Origin of the sequence: Halomonas campaniensis (assembly GCF_014193375.1) — a bacterium.
GTDB lineage: Bacteria > Pseudomonadota > Gammaproteobacteria > Pseudomonadales > Halomonadaceae > Halomonas > Halomonas campaniensis.
On record NZ_JACHZF010000034.1, the window covers coordinates 1 to 16314 of the forward strand.

Sequence of the window (16314 nt, forward strand, 5' to 3'; positions counted from 1 at the left end):
TGTCATGGCGGCTGTAGCGGTTGATTCTGGATTAGGCCCTTGAATCATAACCGATTTTCAGCCGCCTTTTTCATGTCTGATGCAATATCCAGGCTAGGATACCGGCTCCATGGGGTGAAGTCAGGGGGGCGAAGTCAGGACCCCGATTGACCTGCCCTGGGGCCCACGTATAATGCCAGCGCGTTGCCGGCGTGGCGGAATTGGTAGACGCAGCGGATTCAAAATCCGCCGGGTGCAAGCCCTTGTCGGTTCGAGTCCGACCGCCGGTACCAGACCAGGAACAGCCGCCCTCGAGCGGCTGTTCGCGTTTCCGGGGGGCACGCGGGGTGGCCGCGGTTGAAGGCGGCCCCGGATGGCGCCATGCTGGTCGTCTCTACAGGTGCCGGGAGAGAGGCATGACGGTAAGAGGTTTCGCCTGGGGGCTGGTGCTCCTCGGGCTGGTGCTGGCGATCTTCGGCTGGCAGGCATGGAACCCGGTGGCCTTCGTGGGCGCCGTGCTGGTGATCCTCGGCCTGGTGGTGCGCTGGACCTCGCCCGCATCAAGGCAGTGACCGGGCCTTACAACCGGGGCCGCCAGGGCTTATGATGATCGTATACACAGTCCTTCGTCCGTTCGCGGATGGAGGGCTGTTTTCGTTGGATATCCCGATAAGCGTCCAATAAGCGTTTATCAGCGTGCAGGAGGCTCCATGTCGTCGCGCCCCCCCCTCATCATCAACCGGCTGGATGCCGAGCGGCTGCAGCGCCTCATCGACGCGGCCAGTGACAAGGACCGCTTCGTGGCCGACGCCCTCGAGGAAGAGCTCGAGCGCGGCGAGGTGATCGATCCCGAGGACATCCCCGAGGATGTGGTCAGCATGAACAGCCGTATCCAGTTCACCGACCTGACCCGCAATCGCCAGATGATCCGCACCCTGGTCTATCCGCACTCGCTGGCCACCACCGAGGATGGCATCTCGGTGATGGCGCCGGTGGGGGCGGGGCTGATCGGCCTGCGCATCGGCGATGTGATCGACTGGCCCCTGCCCGACGGGCAGGAGGTGCGGCTGCGCGTCGACGCTATCTTCTGGCAGCCCGAACGCGAGAAGCAGTTCCACCGCTGAGGCCGCGAGATGACCACCATGCCCTTCTCCCTGTGGCTCTCCCTGGCGGCGGTGTGCGCCATGGGCGCCATGTCGCCCGGGCCCAGCCTGGCCCTGGTGTTGCGCCATACCCTGGGCGGCGGCCGCGCCCCCGGCGTGGTGGCGGGGCTCTCCCATGCGCTGGGGGTGGGCTTCTATGCGCTGCTGACCGTGTGGGGGCTGGGGGCGCTGATCGTCCGCCAGCCTGCGCTCTTCCAGGTGATCACCTGGGGCGGTGCCGCCTACCTGGCGTGGCTCGGCATCAAGGCGCTGCGCGCCGGGCGTGCCGGCGCGCTGGAGGCCGCCGCCGTGCCCACCACCCGCCGCCAGGCCGCCCGTGAGGGGGTGCTGGTGGCGCTGGGCAACCCCAAGCTGATCCTCTTCTTCATCGCCCTGCTCAGCCAGTTCGTGACGCCCGACATGAGCGTGGCGGCCAAGGCGGTGATCGTGCTCACTGCCATGATCATCGACGGCGGCTGGTACGCCCTGGTGGCCCTGGGGCTCTCCCACTCCCGGGTGCTGCCCTGGCTCCAGGCCCGCTCCCACTGGATCAACCGGATCACCGGGCTGCTGCTGCTGGGGCTGGCGCTGCGGGTGGTGGCCGGGCCGCTCGGCTGAGCCACAACGTTGACCTGGCGCAGGTCCCGGGTCGTGTGCCTTTCGCCCGGCGGTGTTAGGCTCTGTCTGAAAACTGGCTGCGCTCGACCATACGGCGTTAAAAATCGGCTCAAAGTACTCATTTACACCCCGTAAACTCCGTCTTTTCGCTGATTTTTGCCTTGTCTGGCCTTCGCTCGCCGACTTTTCGGACAGAGCCTAGGCGCCAATAGTGTACCCATCCGGAAGCCTGCCGATGAACGACCCCTCCCGCGAGTCACAGGCCCTGGCCCTGGTACTCGAGACCGACCCGGATGTGGCGGCCGTGCTGTCGCTGCAGCTGGATGTCCTGGGCATGGAGAGTCGCTACTACCAGCATTCGGCCCCGCTGCTGGCGGCCATCGTGGCGCACCCGCCCCAGCTGGTGGTGATGGGACTGGAGCTCGGCAGCGAGGATGCCATCGCCCTGCTGCGACGTCTCGCCGAGTGCGGCTACCGGGGCTGGGTGCTGCTGCTCAGCGGCGTCGAACGCAAGATCGCGCGGATCGCCGAGCGGGTCGGGCAGACCCTGGGCCTGCATATGCTGGGCTGCCTGGACAAGCCGATGCGCCTCGCCGAGCTGCGCCAGTGCCTCGGCAGCCTGCGCGTCGGCCGGGAGGCCGCCGCGGAGGTGCATGGCGACCCGGTCTTCAGCGGCGAGGAGCTCGACCAGGCCCTGGCCCGGCGCGAGCTCACCATCCACTACCAGCCGCAGTTCGAACTCTCCTCGGGACGGCTCAGCGGCGTCGAGGCCCTGGTCCGCTGGGTCCACCCGTCACTCGGCCTGATCGGCCCGGCCAGCTTCCTTCCCCTGCTGTCTCCCGGCCAGAGCAAGCGCCTGACGCGCCACGTGCTGGCCATGGCCCAGGCCGACGCCGCCCGCTGGCATCGCGAGGGGGTCATGCCGTCGCTGTCGGTGAACGTCACCGCCGATGACCTGATGTGCCCGGACCTGCTGGCCCTGACCCGGCACCGGGGCCCCGGCGACCCGCCCCTGGTGCTGGAGATCACCGAGACGGCGGCCATGCATGACGAGCTGCTGGGCAGCGAGGTGGCGGCGCGGCTCTGCCTCAGCGGTCTCGAGGTGTCGGTGGATGATTTCGGCATCGGCTTCTCGTCGCTGTCACGCCTGCAGCTGCTGCCGATCAGCGAGCTCAAGGTCGACCGCAGCTTCGTGCGCCGCCTGCACGAGGAGTCCCAGGACGCCGCCATCGTCGAGGCGGTGGCTCTGCTGGGGCGACGGCTCGGCATCCGGGTGGTGGCCGAGGGGGTCGAGGACCCGGCCACCCTGGGCCTGCTGGATCGCTTCGGCTGCACCCACGTGCAGGGCTTCGGCCTGGGGCGGCCGGTGCCCGCCGAGGCGATCCTCGAGCTGGGGGCCCTTCACGATGCGATGCGGGCCAGCACGGCCGCGGTGGGGGCGCCGCTCGGCAGCACCCCGTAGGCGGGGCTCGCCGCCTCGCCGAGCCGCGTGCGGCAGAAGGTCTCGGCCACCTCGGCCGGCCCGTGGCGCAGCAGCAGGCTGGCCTGCAGGCACTGGGTGAGGCGCTGGACCAGCCAGCGCGCCCGGGGCTCCAGCGCCTCCGGGGGCGCTGCCAGCTGCTTCTCGAGGCCGGCCAGGGCGGCGTCCAGCTCCCGGACCTGCCCGCGGGCCGGGGAGAGCTCCCGCCACAGCGCCGCCACCGCCTGCGGGTGGCGCGCCAGCACCCGCAGCACGTCCAGGCAGATCACGTTGCCCGACCCCTCCCAGATCGAGTTGACCGGCGCCTCCCGGTAGAGCCGCGCCAGCGGCGACTCCTCCACATAGCCGATGCCGCCCAGGCACTCCATGGCCTCGGCCATGAAGCCGGGGCCGCGCTTGTTGTGCCAGTACTTGGCCAGCGCCGGCAGCAGCCGGGCCAGGGAGCGTTCGCCCTCGTCGCCCCGGGCCGCGCCATCGAAGGCCCGGGCGGTGCGCATCACCAGCGCCACCCCGGCCTCCACCTCCAGGGCCAGGTCGGCGATCACGGCACGCATCAGCGGCTGCTCGGCCAGGGCGCGGCCGAAGGCGTGGCGCTCCTGCACGTGGCGCCATGCCTCGTCCAGGGCCTGGCGCATCATGCCAACCGGCGCGGTGGCGGCGTCGAGGCGGGTCTGCTGGACCATCTCGAGCAGGGTGGCGATACCGCGGTCCGGCGGCCCGATGGGGACGGCCCAGGCGCCGCGGTACTCGATCTCCGCGGAGGCGTTGGCGCGGTTGCCGCACTTCTCCTTGAGCCGCTGCAGTTCGATGGCGTTGCGCTCGCCGTCCGGGGTGAAGCGCGGCACCAGGAAGCAGCCGAGTCCCGCCTCGGTCTGGGCCAGGGTCAGGAAGGCGTCGGACATCGGTGCGCTGCAGAACCACTTGTGGCCGGTGAGCCGCCAGCCCGCCTCGCCGGCCTCGGCCCGGGTACCGTCGAGGAGTTCGGCTCGCGTGGCGGCGAGGGGGTCGGCTCGCGTGGCGGCGAGGGGGTCGGCTCGCGTGGAAGTGCCACGCAGGTCGCTGCCGCCCTGCTTCTCGGTCATTGCCATGCCGAAGGTCAGGCCGGTCTTCTCGCTCGCCGGCAGCGCGCGGGGGTCATAGTCCCAGGCCAGCAGTCCCGGGGCCCAGTGCGCCTCGACCCCCGGCGAGTGCCTGAGCACCGGCATGGCGGCATGGGTCATGGTGACCGGGCAGCAGACCCCGGGCTCGGCCTGGGTCAGCAGATAGAGGGCAGCGACGTGGGCCTGGTGGCCGCCGCGGCCCTCCTCCTGCCAGGCCACGGCGTGCCAGCCGTGGTCGATGGCCAGGTGCATCAGCTCGTGATAGGCGGGGTGGTAGGCGACCTCGTCGAGGCGCCGGCCGTGGCGGTCGAAGAGCCGCGGTTCGGGAGGATAGCGGTTGGCCGCCTCGCCCAGCGCCTGCACGCGCTCGCTGCCCGCCTCGCGGCCCAGGGGAGCCAGGCGGCGGGCCACCCAGTCGGGGGCCTCCCGGGCCAGGGCCTCCCGCATCGGCAGGTCCCGGCCGAGCAGGTCGCGGTCGGTGGGCGGGGAGGGCTGGTTGGCCACCGCGTGGGTGGCCAGGCGGGTGCGCGGGGCTCGGTCGGACATGGCACACCTCCAAGCGTCAGGCGGGTTCCCTGAGCATGGTGGCCCGGCCGGCCCCGGTCAACGTGACGCCGCGGCGCCGACTGGGTAGGCTGGAGGCATTTCCCGGGGAGATGCCCATGACCGACGCCCTGCGCGAGGCGCCGCTGCCGACGCCGCATATCGCCGACGAGCGCATCCAGCTGGTGGATGCCCGCAACCGTCCCTGCGGCAGCGCCCTGCGGGTGACCATGCGACGTTTCCGCTTCTGGCACCGCGCCACCTACATCGTGGTGCTCAACGCCCGGGGCGAGCTGTGCGTGCAGCGCCGCACCCTGACCAAGGAGGTCTTTCCCGGCGGCCTCGACCTGGCCGCCGGTGGCGTGGTGGGCGCCGGCGAGGCGGTACACCTGGCGGCGCGTCGCGAGCTCGAGGAGGAGCTAGGCATCCGCGGCGTGCCGCTGCGCCACGTGGGGGAGTTCGTCCACGCCGAGGGGGGCAACCATATCTTCGGCAGCCTCTACCTGGCTCTCCATGATGGCCCCCTGACGCTGCAGGCCGATGAGGTGGCCGACGCCTTCTGGCTGCCCCCGGTCGAGGCCCTCGCCCTGAAGGGGGTGACGCCGGACACCCGCCAGGCGGTGCAGGCGCTGCTTGCGTCCGGCCTGCCGGAGGGCACGCCATGAACCGTCCGGAACGCCTCGGCGACCTCGCCACGGTCCTGGCGGCCCTGGAGGGGGTGGTGCTCGGCAAGTCGCGGGAGGTGCGCCTGGCGCTCTGCTGCCTGCTGTGCCGTGGCCACCTGCTGATCGAGGACCTGCCCGGACTCGGCAAGACCACCCTGGCCCAGGCCCTGGCCCGGGTGACCGGGCTCGACATGCAGCGCCTGCAGTTCACCAGCGACCTGCTGCCGGCCGACGTGCTGGGGGTCTCGGTGTTCGACCCCCGGGAGGCGCGCTTCACCTTCCATCCCGGGCCGATCTTCCACGGGGTGGTGCTGGCCGACGAGATCAACCGGGCGACCCCCAAGACCCAGAGCGCCCTGCTCGAGGCCATGGAGGAGGGGCGGGTGACCGTGGAAGGGGAGACCCGGCGGCTGCCCGACCCCTTCTTCGTCATCGCCACCCAGAATCCCCAGGAGCAGGCGGGCACCTTCGCCCTGCCCGAGTCCCAGCTCGACCGCTTCCTGATGCGGCTCTCGCTGGGCTACCCCGACCCCCGTGCCGAGCGCGAGATCCTGCGCGGCCGGGCGGGGCGGGTCCGGCTCGAGGCGCTGCCGGTGCAGCTGGATGCCGAGCGGCTGCGCGCCTGGCAGTCGCGCCTCGACGACATCCATGTGGCCGAGGCGCTGCTCGACTACGTGCAGGCCCTGGCCACCGCCAGTCGCGAACACCCGGAGCTGGCCTGGGGCCTCTCGACCCGCGGCGCCCTGGCGCTGCTGCAGGCGGCCCGCGGCTGGGCGCTGCTCGAGGGGCGCGACCACGTGCTGCCCGAGGACGTCCAGGCGGTGTGGGTGCCGGTGGCGGGACACCGCCTGAGCAGCGGCCGGCGGGAGGAGGGCGAGGCCCTGGCTCGCCACCTGCTCGCCCGCGTGCCGGTGATGGGCTAGCCATGTTCTGGCGCGGGGCACGCCAGCGCTGGTGGCGCCGGGTGGCGATCGCCCCGGGCACCGCGCTGCCCCAGCGGCGCCTCTTCCTGCTGCCGACCCGCTTCGGGCTCGGCTGGGCCGGGCTGGTGCTCCTGCTGCTGCTGTTCGGCATCAACTACCAGAACACCCTGGCCTATATCCTGGCCTTCTGGCTGCTCGCCCTGGGCGTCGTCACCCTGCTGCGCACCTGGCGCAACCTGCTCGGGGTCTCGGCGACGCTGCGCCTGCCCCAGGAGGTCTTCGCCGGCGGCGAGGCGCGCCTCGGGATGCACCTCACCGGCGGGCGGCCGCGCACCGCCCTGGAGCTGCATGGCGGCGGGGCCTCGGCCCGGGTCGACCTGCCCGACGGCCAGGGCGAGGCGACCCTGGCCCTGCCGGCGCCCCGCCGCGGCGTGCAGCCGCTGCCGCTGCTGCGCCTGGAGACCCGCTGGCCGCTGGGGCTGGTGCGCGCCCTGGCCTGGCTCGAGTGCCGCGAGTCGCTGCTGGTCTACCCGCGTCCCCTGGACGACGAGGAGCCCGGCCACCGCCTGGCCGGTGCGGGCCTGGAGGCCACCGACTTCGCCGGCCTGCGCCGCGCCGAGCCCGGCGACAGCCCGGCGCGGCTGGCCTGGAAGCAGTGGAGCCGCACCGGGGTGCTGGCGGCCAAGGCGTTCAGCGTGCCGCCTCGCCAGCAGCTGTGGCTCGACTACGACGCCTGCCGCGGCGACCCGGAGCGCCGCCTGTCGCTGCTCTGCGCCCGGGTGCTGGCCCACCACCGGGCCGGCGACCGCTACGGGCTGCGGCTGCCCGGCGTCACGCTGCCCCAGGGCGAGGGGCCCCGCCAGCGGCGGGAGGCCCTGGAGGCACTGGCGCGCTGCGTGCCGCCGGGAGCACAGGGGGCCGAGCGATGATTCGCCGGCGTGGCACGCGGCTCGGTGCCCCGGCGGTGCTGGCCGACGGCCGGGCGTTGAGCGGCGCCATGCTGCGCCAGCTGTTCGTCGGCCAGTGCCTGGTGCTGGCCCTGCACCTGGCCTGGATGCCCGCCTGGCTGGTCGGGGTCGCGGTGGCGGTGGCCGGCTATCGCCATGTCCAGCTGCGCCGGCGCCTGCCCCGGGCGGGCATCCTGCTGCGCCTGGTGGCGGTGGCCGGGGTGCTGGTGGCGCTGTGGCTGCAGTACGGCACCCTGCACGGCATGGAGGGGCTGATCGGCCTGCTGCTGGGCGTCTACCTGCTCAAGCTCCTCGAGACCCATAGCCGACGCGATGCCCGGGTGGTGGTGCTGATCGGCCTGGTCACCACCACGGTGGCCTTCCTCCACGACCAGGGCATCCTGATGGCGCTGGGCGCGCTGCTGGCCGTGGCCTGGCTGGTGCAGTCGCTGGTGTGGCTCGCCGGGGCCGGCGGGGCGCGCCAGGCCTGGCGCGAGACCGCCTGGCTGCTGGTGCTCTCTGCGCCGCTGATGGCGCTGCTGTTCCTCGTCTTTCCGCGGCTCGGCCCGCTGTGGAACATGCCCCAGGTGGATCGCGCCTCCACCGGCCTGACCGACGAGATCGCCCCGGGGGACATCGCCCAGCTGTCGCGCAGCGATGCGCGGGCCTTCCGGGTGCGCTTCGACGGGCGTGAGCCGGCCCCGGCCGAGCGCTACTGGCGGGTCTACACCCTGTCCCACTTCGACGGCGAGCGCTGGACCCGTGCGGAGCCCCGACGGCTGGCCGCGGCGCTGGGCCGGCCGGAGGGCGACTTCGTGCGGGAGGCCAGCCGCTCGCCCTGGCTGGCCGAGACGGCGCCCCGCTTCACCGCCGAGCTGCTGCTGGAGCCCGACAGCCGGCCGTGGCGGCCGTCGCTCGGCGCGCCGCTGGCCACCGATACGCGGCAGCGCTTCCTGGCCGACGGGACCCTGGAAGGGCTCACGCCGCTTTCCTCACGGAGCCTGCTGCGCCTCGAGAGCACCGGGCTGTCGCCCGCCAACCCGGATCCGGCCGGCCCCGGCTGGCATGCCATGCTGCCGCCCCGGGGCAACGCCCGCACCCGGGAGCTCGCCGAGCGGCTGTGGCAGGAGAGCGGCGGCGAGCCGCGGGCCTTCCTCGCCGCCATCATGGCGCGCTTCGGCGAGGCGCCCTTCCGCTACACGCTCTCGCCGCCCCGGCTCACCTCCGCCGACCGGGTCGACGAGTTCCTGTTCGAAAGCCGGGCCGGCTACTGCACCCACTACGCCTCGGCCCTGGCGGTGCTGGCCCGCGCGGTAGGCCTTCCCGCGCGGGTGGTGGCGGGCTTCCTGGGCGGCGAGCGCCATCCGGACGGCCACTTCACGGTGCGCGACTACGACGCCCACGCCTGGGTCGAGGTGTGGCTCGACGGCGGCTGGCAGCGCATCGACCCCACCGCGGCCATCGCTCCCGAGCGCATCGAGGAGGGCGCCCAGGCGGTGGACGACGGCGGCGAGGCCTTCCTGGCCGACGCCCCCTTCTCGCCGCTGCGCATGCGCGAGATCGGCTGGATCAACCGCCTGCGGCTGGACTGGGAACGCCTGGAGTACCGCTGGCAGCGCGGGGTGATCGGCTACCAGCGCGAGGCGCGAAGCGCCTTCATGTCGCGGCTGACCGCCCGGCTGCAGGCCTTCTGGGCCTGGCTGGCCGAGGCCGCCCCGGGCCGCGGCACCTTCGCGGCCCTGCTGGGCCTGCTGGTGGCCGGTGCCGGCCTGGCGGTAGGCGCGCTGCTGCTTCGGCTGGGCTGGCGCCGGCACCGCGAGGGACGCGACGAGCGGGTGCTGATGCGGCGCCTGCAGGCCTGGCTGGCCCGGCGTGACCTGGGCCCCCGCCCGGGGGAGTCCCCCTCCGCGCATCTGCGGCGCATCGCTCTCCTGGCCGGCGGGGCCGGGCCGGCCCTGGACGAGTGCGCCCAGCAGCTGGAGCGGCTGCGCTACGCGCGGCTGGGCGCCGCCGAGCGGCGCGAGCGGCGCCGCCGCCTGGTGCAGCGCGCCGCCGAGGTGCGCCGGCGCCTGAGGCGAGGCCCCGCCCGGGCCTGAGGCCTCCCCGGGCTGGCGTGCGGCCGCCTGGCGTGGCATCGTGGGTGACTACGTCAGCGAAGTGCCGACCATGTCGATCCACGATCACCAGTGCCTGACCTCCCACGGCGAACCCTTCAACTTCGGCGCCCTGCGCGGCCAGGTGCTGCTGGTGGTGAACGTGGCGAGCCGCTGCGGCTTCACCCCCCAGCTGCGCGAGCTGGAACGGCTCTATCGCCGCTACCGCGACCGCGGCTTCATGGTGATCGGCTTTCCCTGCAACCAGTTCGCCCGGCAGTCGCCGGAATCCGCCCTGGACTTCTGCACCCTGAGCGCCCGGGAGTACCAGGTCAGCTTCCCGCTGATGGAGAAGGTCAAGGTCAACGGCGGCGGGACCCATCCGCTGTTCGCCGAGCTCAAGCGCGAGGCGCCGGGGCTGCTCGGGACCCGGGCGATCAAGTGGAACTTCACCAAGTTCCTGGTGGGGCGCGACGGCCGGGTGATCCGGCGCTTCTCGCCGCGGGACGGCGAAGGCGTGCTGCGCGAGGCCCTGGAGAAGGCCCTCGACGAGAGTTGAGGCAGGCGTGGGCGATCAGCTCGTTCCAGCCGGGTGTGTGGAGAGCCGTGTCATCATGGGGGTGCCTCACCCCTTTCCACCATCACTCGTGCGATCAGCTCGTTCCAGCGATGCCGCGTCATCATGGTGGTCAGCCCCGAGAACAGCGCCCAGCTCCTGCGCCGCCAGCCGGTGAGGCGCAGGTTGTGGGCCACCAGCTGCTTCATCAGCTTGTAGTCATCGAAGCGGCGCCACTCGCCGACCATCGACATCTGCTGGCGCCCCAGCACCGGGGCGAGCTCCAGGCGAAAGACCCACTCCAGCTCCTTCACCGTCAGGTCGTGGCGCTCGATCACCTCGATCATGCGGGCATAGTCGCGCTCGCCGGGCTCGCGCTCCAGCCACAGGGGCGCCAGCGCCAGCCACAGCTCGCCACGTTCATCGACCAGCGTCTGTGCATCCATCGGTACCCTCCAGAACTCACGCTTTCCCCGGGATGAGCATCCTGCCCCAGGCCGCGGCCCGGCTCAAGGGCGGACAGGACCCGGTGGTATCGCTAGAATAGGGCCATTGCCACTCCATGACAGGGGCGCCCGCCGCCCGAACGACGAACAGCGAGGTCTGACGTGATCATCAAGCCCAAGGTACGCGGTTTCATCTGCACCACCACCCATCCCGTTGGCTGCGAGAAGAACGTCCTCGAGCAGATCGAGGCCACCCGCGCCCGCGGCCTGGATCGGTCGAAGGGACCGAAGAAGGTGCTGGTGATCGGCGCCTCCAGCGGCTACGGCCTGGCGGCCCGCGTCACGGCGGCCTTCGGCTACGGCGCCGACACCCTGGGCGTGTTCTTCGAGAAGCCGGGCACCGAGAAGAAGCCGGGCACCGCCGGCTGGTACAACAGTGCCGCCTTCGACCGCTTCGCCAAGCAGGAGGGGCTCTACAGCAAGTCGATCAACGGCGACGCCTTCTCCCACGAGGCCCGCGAGAAGGCCATCGAGCTGATCCAGCAGGACCTGGGCCAGGTCGACCTGGTGGTCTACTCCCTGGCCTCGCCGGTGCGCAAGCTGCCCGATTCCGGGGAGCTCAAGCGCTCCAGCCTCAAGCCCATCGGCGAGACCTACCGCGCCACCGCCATCGACACCAACAAGGACGCCATCATCGAGGCCGAGGTCGAGCCGGCCACCGAGCAGGAGATCGAGGATACCCGCGCGGTGATGGGCGGCGAGGACTGGGAGCTGTGGATCGACGCCCTGGACCGCGCCGGCGTGCTGGCCGAGGGCGCGCGCAGCGTGGCCTTCAGCTACATCGGCACCGAGATCACCTGGCCGATCTACTGGCATGGCGCCCTGGGCAAGGCCAAGGAGGACCTGGACCGCGCCGCCGGCGAGATCGACCGCCGCCTGGCGGCCACCGGCGGCGGCGCCAACGTGGCGGTGCTCAAGTCGGTGGTGACCCAGGCCAGCGCCGCCATCCCGGTGATGCCGCTCTACATCGCCATGGTCTACCGGGTGATGAAGGAGAAGGGCCTGCACGAGGGCACCATCGAGCAGCTCAACCGCCTGTTCGGCGAGCACCTTTACGGTGACTCGGCCCAGACCGATGAGGCGGGCCGGCTGCGTCTGGATGACTGGGAGCTTCGCGACGACGTCCAGCAGGCGTGCAAGGAACTGTGGCCGCAGGTGACCACCGAGAACCTCTTCGAGATCACCGACTATGCTGGGTACAAGCACGAGTTCCTGAAGCTGTTCGGCTTCGAGCGGGATGACGTCGACTACGATGCCGACGTGGATCCCGTGGCGGAATTCGATGTCGTAAGCCTGTAAGGGCAGGGCGCCACCCGCGTCCTGCCGGTATTCCCGCAGACCCGGAGGGCGCCATGGATACCCGCGAGAGCCAGACCCCTGAAGAGGAGCTCCAGCACCTCAAGGAAGTGAGGCAGCCCGAGGACTACGAGCATCCCGAGCCTGACGAGACCCAGCCCGAGGCGAGGAAGCCCGCCGGCAGCATGCAGCGCGTGCTGCCCATCGTCATCGTCGTCCTCGGCCTGCTGGTGGCGGCGATGCTGATCTACAGCGGCAGCGCCCAGTGAACGGGGCGGCCGGGCCACGGTGTCCGGTCGCTCGCCTCCCTTCCCGCCCGGCGGGGCTGTGGTTCGCCATGCCCTTGGGTAAGATGTCGCTTTGCACTGGCCTAGGAGCCTGTCGGACTTAACGCTGATCGACTACGAGATCCGGTCTTTCGGCCAATTTCATTCGATCTGATTCGTTAAATAGCGGGCTATTCGCCTCATCAGATCGATAAACTTGTCTCGAAATCCGAATCTCTCGCTACGATCGGTCAAATCCAACAGGCTCCTAGGGCACCGCCGCGCATGTCAGACTCCCCCGCTTCCCTTTCCACGGCCACGCCGACGCGGCACGTCGGCGTCGTGGTGCTGCCCGGCTTCTCGCTGCTGGCCGAGGCCTGCGCCACCGAGCCCCTGGCCGTGGCCAACCAGCTGGCGGGGCGGCCCCTCTACCGGCTGACCACCTTCGGGCTGGACGGCGAACCGGTGGCCAGCGGCTCGCGGCAGGTGCTGCTGACGCTGCAGCGGGTCGGCGACGACGTCGGTCTCGACATGCTGATGGTCTGTGCCAGCGACCCCGAGGGGGCGAGCGAGTCGCTGCTGGCCTGGCTGCGGCGACTGGCCGCCGCGGGCGTCGTGCTGGCCGGGATCGGCGGCGGCACCGAGCTGCTGGCCCGGGCGGGGCTGCTCGACGGCTACCGGGCGACGCTGCCCTGGCAGCGCTTCGAGGCGGTGGCCCGGGACCACCCGCGGGTGCGGCTCTCCCGCCACCTGTTCGAGATCGATCGCGACCGGCTCACCTGCAGCGGCGGTACCGCGGCCATGGACATGATCATGACGCTGATCGGCCAGCACCAGGGCAGCGAGCTGGCCGAGCGGGTGTCGGCCCACTTCGTGCTGGAGCGGGTGCGCATGGGGGACGAGCCCCAGCAGGTCCCGCTGCGTTCGCGGCTGGGCCGGGCGCCGGAGAGCCTGGTCGAGGCGGTGACCCTGATGGAGGCCAATATCGAGGAGCCGCTGACCACCCACGAGCTGGCCGAGCACCTGGGCATCTCGCGTCGCCAGCTGGAGCGGCTGTTCAAGAAGCACCTCCAGGCGGTGCCCAGCCGCTACTACCTGGACCTGCGCCTGCAGCAGGCCCGCCGCCTGCTGCGCGAGGGTGACCTGCCCGCCGGCGAGATCGCCTTGCTGACCGGCTTCTCCTCGGCGGCGCACTTCTCCACCGCCTACCGCAACCACTTCGGCCTCACCCCGCGCGAGGAGCGGCTGTCGTGACCGCCCTGCGCCCGCACCTCTTCCTGCTGCTGGTGGTGGCGATCTTCTCCGGCAACATCCTGGTGGGCAAGGCGCTGGCCGACCTGCCGCCCTTCACCATCTCGCTTTCGCGGGTGGCCATCGCGCTTGCGATCATGCTGCCGCTGGGCTGGGCCCAGGCGCGCCAGGGATGGCCGCTGTTCCGCCGCCACTGGCGGCCGCTGCTGGGGCTGGCGCTCACCGGTGTGGCCTTCTTCAACGCGCTGATCTACGCCTCGCTGCGCTTCACCTCGGCCACCAATGTCGCCATCCTCGAGAGCCTGATCCCGGTGGCCACCCTGCTGCTCAGCGTGCTCTTCCTCGGCGAGCGCTTCCGGGCGGTGCAGTGGGTCGGCGTGGCGCTCTCCCTGGCAGGCGCCGTGGCGGTGATCCTGGCCGGCCGGACGGCGGAGGTGCTGGCCGGCGGCCTCAATCCCGGCGACCTGATCATGCTGGTGGCGGTGCTGGTATGGGTGGGGTACTCCTTCCTGGTCAAGGAGCACATGGCCCGCTTCCCGCGCTACGGCAGCCTGCTGGTGATGCTGGCCATCGCCAACCTGGCGCTGGCGCCCCTGGCCCTGCTGGAGGGCGCCTGGCAGGTGGTGCCGAGCCTCACGTCGGCGCAGCTGGCGGGCCTCGCCTACCTGGGCATCTTCCCCTCGGTGGTGGCGCTGCTGCTCTACAACAGCGCGCTGGCCGAGATCGGCCCGACCCGGGCGGCGGTCTACCTCAACCTGCTGCCGGTCTTCACCATGCTGGGAGCCTGGTGGCTGCTGGGGGACCGCATCCTGCCGCTGCAGGTGGCGGCCAGCCTGGTGGTGATCGTCGGCGTCTGGTGCACCATCATGCCCGCCCGCCGGCGGGGCTGAGCGACGCTCGCCTGTGGCGGCTCAGGCCGGGGTCGGACGGGCCAGCAGGGCGCGGAACAGCGAGCCCATCATCACCGGCGTGTCCTGCTCGATGGTGAAGCCGGCCCCTTCCAGCAGCGGCCGGGCCTGGCGGGTGATGTCGGTGGCGATGGCCGAGGTCAGGGCGTTGAGGCTGCGCCGTGCCAGGCCGGCGGGGCGGTCGTCCGGCTGGAACTTGTCCATCACGCAGAGCTGGCCGTCCTTCCTGAGCACCCGGCGCGCCTCGGCGAGGCCGCGGACCGGGTCGGGCATCACCGCCAGGATCAGGTGCATCACCACCACGTCGAAGTGGGCGTCCGGGAAGTCGAGCCGCTCGGCATCCATCTCCCGGGCCTGGACGTCACGGCCCATGGCCTGGGCGCGGCGCGCGAGGCGCGTCACCATGGCGGGGGAGAGGTCGCCGGCGTGCAGCTCGATGTCCCTGGGCAGCCAGGGCAGGTCCAGCCCGGTGCCGGCGCCCACCAGCAGCACCCGCATGCCGGGCTGCCAGGTCACCTGTCCCAGGGCCTCGCGGCGCGGACGACGGAAGGCGCGTTCGGCCACGACATCGTAGACCGGCGCATAGAGGCTGTAGCGCAGGCGGTTCCAGGCGGTGGTATTGAACATGACGGGGCTCCTCGGCGGCGATCTCCTCCAGCCTACCCCATCCGGCCCGCGCCATCCCGCGGCGGGCGAGCCGGCTGCCTTTTACACAAGTTGCCGTCCCATCGGTGAAAGACCGCGGCGGGCGGGCTCCCTATACTCGAGTGACGGATCCCCACCCACCGACAGGATGAGCGACATGAGCCACTCCCCGACCCGCGCCGACTTCGACCAGTACATGGTGCCCAACTACGCCCCCCAGCAGGCGATCCCGGTGCGCGGCGAGGGCAGCCGGCTGTGGGATCAGCAGGGACGCGAGTACATCGACTTCGCCGGTGGCATCGCGGTGAACTCCCTGGGCCACTGCCATCCGGTGCTGGTCGAGGCGCTCACCGAGCAGGCGGGCAAGCTCTGGCACCTCTCCAACGTCTACACCAACGAGCCGGCCCTCAACCTGGCGCGCCGCCTGGTCGAGCGCACCTTCGCCGACAAGGTCTACCTCTGCTCCTCCGGCGGCGAGGCCAACGAGGCGGCGCTCAAGCTGGCGCGACGCTGGGCCCACGACCATCACGGCGAGCACAAGAACCGCATCGTCTCCTTCTCCCAGTCGTTCCACGGCCGCACCTTCTTCACCGTCAGCGTCGGCGGCCAGCCCAAGTACTCCCAGGGCTTCGGTCCGGTGCCCGGCGGCATCGTCCACGGCGAGTTCAACAACCTCGACAGCGTCCGCGACCTGATCGACGACGATACCTGCGCGGTGATGGTCGAGCCAATGCAGGGCGAGGGCGGCATCATCCCGGCCACCCCCGAGTTCCTGCAGGGGCTTCGCGACCTGTGCGACGCCTTTGACGCGCTGCTGATCTTCGACGAGGTGCAGACCGGCGTGGGCCGCAGCGGCTCGCTCTACGCCTACATGGAGTACGGCGTGACGCCGGACATCCTGACCAGTGCCAAGTCGCTGGGCGGCGGCTTCCCGGTGGGCGCCATGCTCACCACCGACCGCATCGCCCCGGCCATGGCGATCGGCACCCACGGCTCCACCTACGGCGGCAACGCCCTGGCTTCCGCCGTGGCCCTGGCGGCCGTCGAGTTCATCGACACTCCGGCGGTGCTGGAGGGGGTGCGGCGCCGCCATGACCTGTTCCGCGAGCACCTGGAGACGATCAATCGCCGGCACGGGGTGTTCCGGGAGATCCGCGGCATGGGCCTGCTGATCGGTGCCGAGATGGCGCCGGACTACCGGGACCGCGCCAAGGACATCCTGCCCCTGGCCATCGAGGAGGGACTGATGGCGCTGATCGCCGGACCCAACGTGCTGCGCATGGCGCCGTCGCTGGTGATTCCCGAGGCCGACATCAGCGAGGGCATGGCGCGCCTGGAGCGGGCGGTGGCACGGCTGGTGGCCGGCCAGTGAGTCGCCCCGCCCTCGACGAACCCC

The 16314-nt window shown here is 71.6% G+C and carries 17 protein-coding genes and 1 tRNA gene; 15 read left to right on the forward strand and 3 right to left on the reverse strand.

Annotated features, from left to right (window positions below; translation table 11 throughout):
- Positions 1-185 precede the first annotated feature (185 nt).
- The 5 genes from BDK63_RS16810 (at position 186) to BDK63_RS18715 (ending at position 3201) form a co-directional block, all read left to right on the forward strand.
- Positions 186-272: transfer RNA gene (locus BDK63_RS16810), tRNA-Leu, on the forward strand.
- 123 nt (positions 273-395) lie between these two features.
- Entirely contained in the window at positions 396-551 is a 156-nt protein-coding gene (locus tag BDK63_RS16815; RefSeq protein ID WP_183334087.1) for a hypothetical protein, read from the forward strand.
- A 138-nt stretch (positions 552-689) separates the two neighbouring features.
- Positions 690-1103 carry a nucleoside diphosphate kinase regulator gene (gene rnk, locus BDK63_RS16820; RefSeq protein WP_183334089.1) on the forward strand — a complete coding sequence of 138 codons (414 nt, stop codon included), beginning with the start codon at positions 690-692 and terminating at the stop codon, positions 1101-1103.
- A gap of 18 nt (positions 1104-1121) precedes the next feature.
- Positions 1122-1739 carry a LysE family translocator gene (locus tag BDK63_RS16825; RefSeq protein WP_183334136.1) on the forward strand — a complete coding sequence of 206 codons (618 nt, stop codon included), beginning with the start codon at positions 1122-1124 and terminating at the stop codon, positions 1737-1739.
- A 235-nt stretch (positions 1740-1974) separates the two neighbouring features.
- Positions 1975-3201: an EAL domain-containing response regulator gene (locus BDK63_RS18715; protein ID WP_183334091.1), complete on the forward strand. Its 1227-nt coding sequence runs from the start codon at positions 1975-1977 to the stop codon at positions 3199-3201.
- Here BDK63_RS18715 and BDK63_RS16835 read toward each other — a convergent pair.
- A complete protein-coding gene (locus BDK63_RS16835) occupies positions 3141-4865 on the reverse strand; it encodes an acyl-CoA dehydrogenase family protein (protein WP_183334093.1) in 1725 nt (574 codons plus the stop codon). The two genes, BDK63_RS18715 and BDK63_RS16835, sit on opposite strands and share 61 nt — an antisense overlap.
- 116 nt (positions 4866-4981) lie before the next feature.
- Here BDK63_RS16835 and BDK63_RS16840 point away from each other — a divergent pair, with 116 nt between their 5' ends.
- From BDK63_RS16840 to BDK63_RS16860, 5 genes are all read left to right on the forward strand, one after another.
- On the forward strand, positions 4982-5527 hold the full coding sequence (locus BDK63_RS16840) for an NUDIX hydrolase (protein ID WP_183334095.1): 546 nt from the start codon (positions 4982-4984) through the stop codon (positions 5525-5527).
- Entirely contained in the window at positions 5524-6450 is a 927-nt protein-coding gene (locus tag BDK63_RS16845) for an AAA family ATPase (protein WP_183334097.1), read from the forward strand. The genes BDK63_RS16840 and BDK63_RS16845 overlap by 4 nt, the downstream gene beginning before the upstream one ends.
- 2 nt (positions 6451-6452) lie before the next feature.
- The gene (locus BDK63_RS16850; RefSeq protein ID WP_183334099.1) at positions 6453-7379 is read left to right on the forward strand and encodes a DUF58 domain-containing protein; all 927 of its coding nucleotides are present in this window, start codon (positions 6453-6455) and stop codon (positions 7377-7379) included.
- Positions 7376-9493, forward strand: a complete 2118-nt coding sequence (locus BDK63_RS16855; protein ID WP_183334101.1) for a transglutaminase TgpA family protein — start codon at positions 7376-7378, stop codon at positions 9491-9493. Before BDK63_RS16850 ends, BDK63_RS16855 begins: the two co-directional genes overlap by 4 nt.
- Positions 9494-9563: 70 nt before the next feature.
- Entirely contained in the window at positions 9564-10049 is a 486-nt protein-coding gene (locus BDK63_RS16860; RefSeq protein WP_183334103.1) for a glutathione peroxidase, read from the forward strand.
- Between the two features lie 53 nt (positions 10050-10102).
- Here BDK63_RS16860 and BDK63_RS16865 read toward each other — a convergent pair whose 3' ends face one another.
- Positions 10103-10492: a DUF7079 family protein gene (locus tag BDK63_RS16865; RefSeq protein ID WP_183334105.1), complete on the reverse strand. Its 390-nt coding sequence runs from the start codon at positions 10490-10492 to the stop codon at positions 10103-10105.
- Between the two features lie 162 nt (positions 10493-10654).
- Here BDK63_RS16865 and fabV point away from each other — a divergent pair, with 162 nt between their 5' ends.
- From fabV to BDK63_RS16885, 4 genes are all read left to right on the forward strand, one after another.
- Positions 10655-11851, forward strand: a complete 1197-nt coding sequence (gene fabV / locus BDK63_RS16870; RefSeq protein ID WP_183334107.1) for an enoyl-ACP reductase FabV — start codon at positions 10655-10657, stop codon at positions 11849-11851.
- Positions 11852-11904: 53 nt separating this feature from the next.
- Positions 11905-12117: a hypothetical protein gene (locus BDK63_RS16875; protein ID WP_183334109.1), complete on the forward strand. Its 213-nt coding sequence runs from the start codon at positions 11905-11907 to the stop codon at positions 12115-12117.
- Positions 12118-12399: 282 nt separating this feature from the next.
- Entirely contained in the window at positions 12400-13368 is a 969-nt protein-coding gene (locus BDK63_RS16880; RefSeq protein WP_183334111.1) for a GlxA family transcriptional regulator, read from the forward strand.
- Positions 13365-14255 (forward strand): EamA family transporter, encoded by an 891-nt coding sequence (locus tag BDK63_RS16885; protein WP_183334112.1) that lies wholly within the window; start codon positions 13365-13367, stop codon positions 14253-14255. Before BDK63_RS16880 ends, BDK63_RS16885 begins: the two co-directional genes overlap by 4 nt.
- Before the next feature lie 21 nt (positions 14256-14276).
- Here the strand turns inward: BDK63_RS16885 and BDK63_RS16890 are convergent, their stop codons facing one another.
- The gene (locus tag BDK63_RS16890; RefSeq protein ID WP_183334113.1) at positions 14277-14900 is read right to left on the reverse strand and encodes a class I SAM-dependent methyltransferase; all 624 of its coding nucleotides are present in this window, start codon (positions 14898-14900) and stop codon (positions 14277-14279) included.
- 175 nt (positions 14901-15075) lie between these two features.
- Between BDK63_RS16890 and BDK63_RS16895 the strand changes: the two genes are divergently transcribed.
- Entirely contained in the window at positions 15076-16290 is a 1215-nt protein-coding gene (locus BDK63_RS16895; RefSeq protein WP_183334114.1) for an aspartate aminotransferase family protein, read from the forward strand.
- Positions 16291-16314 lie beyond the last annotated feature (24 nt).

Coding starts and splice junctions, on each gene's coding strand:
- BDK63_RS16815 (WP_183334087.1), top strand. CDS start 396: ATGACGGTAAGAGGTTTCGCCTGGGGGCTGGTGCTCCTCGGGCTGGTG.
- rnk (WP_183334089.1), top strand. CDS start 690: ATGTCGTCGCGCCCCCCCCTCATCATCAACCGGCTGGATGCCGAGCGG.
- BDK63_RS16825 (WP_183334136.1), top strand. CDS start 1,122: ATGCCCTTCTCCCTGTGGCTCTCCCTGGCGGCGGTGTGCGCCATGGGC.
- BDK63_RS18715 (WP_183334091.1), top strand. CDS start 1,975: ATGAACGACCCCTCCCGCGAGTCACAGGCCCTGGCCCTGGTACTCGAG.
- BDK63_RS16835 (WP_183334093.1), bottom strand. CDS start 4,865: ATGTCCGACCGAGCCCCGCGCACCCGCCTGGCCACCCACGCGGTGGCC.
- BDK63_RS16840 (WP_183334095.1), top strand. CDS start 4,982: ATGACCGACGCCCTGCGCGAGGCGCCGCTGCCGACGCCGCATATCGCC.
- BDK63_RS16845 (WP_183334097.1), top strand. CDS start 5,524: ATGAACCGTCCGGAACGCCTCGGCGACCTCGCCACGGTCCTGGCGGCC.
- BDK63_RS16850 (WP_183334099.1), top strand. CDS start 6,453: ATGTTCTGGCGCGGGGCACGCCAGCGCTGGTGGCGCCGGGTGGCGATC.
- BDK63_RS16855 (WP_183334101.1), top strand. CDS start 7,376: ATGATTCGCCGGCGTGGCACGCGGCTCGGTGCCCCGGCGGTGCTGGCC.
- BDK63_RS16860 (WP_183334103.1), top strand. CDS start 9,564: ATGTCGATCCACGATCACCAGTGCCTGACCTCCCACGGCGAACCCTTC.
- BDK63_RS16865 (WP_183334105.1), bottom strand. CDS start 10,492: ATGGATGCACAGACGCTGGTCGATGAACGTGGCGAGCTGTGGCTGGCG.
- BDK63_RS16875 (WP_183334109.1), top strand. CDS start 11,905: ATGGATACCCGCGAGAGCCAGACCCCTGAAGAGGAGCTCCAGCACCTC.
- BDK63_RS16880 (WP_183334111.1), top strand. CDS start 12,400: ATGTCAGACTCCCCCGCTTCCCTTTCCACGGCCACGCCGACGCGGCAC.
- BDK63_RS16890 (WP_183334113.1), bottom strand. CDS start 14,900: ATGTTCAATACCACCGCCTGGAACCGCCTGCGCTACAGCCTCTATGCG.
- BDK63_RS16895 (WP_183334114.1), top strand. CDS start 15,076: ATGAGCCACTCCCCGACCCGCGCCGACTTCGACCAGTACATGGTGCCC.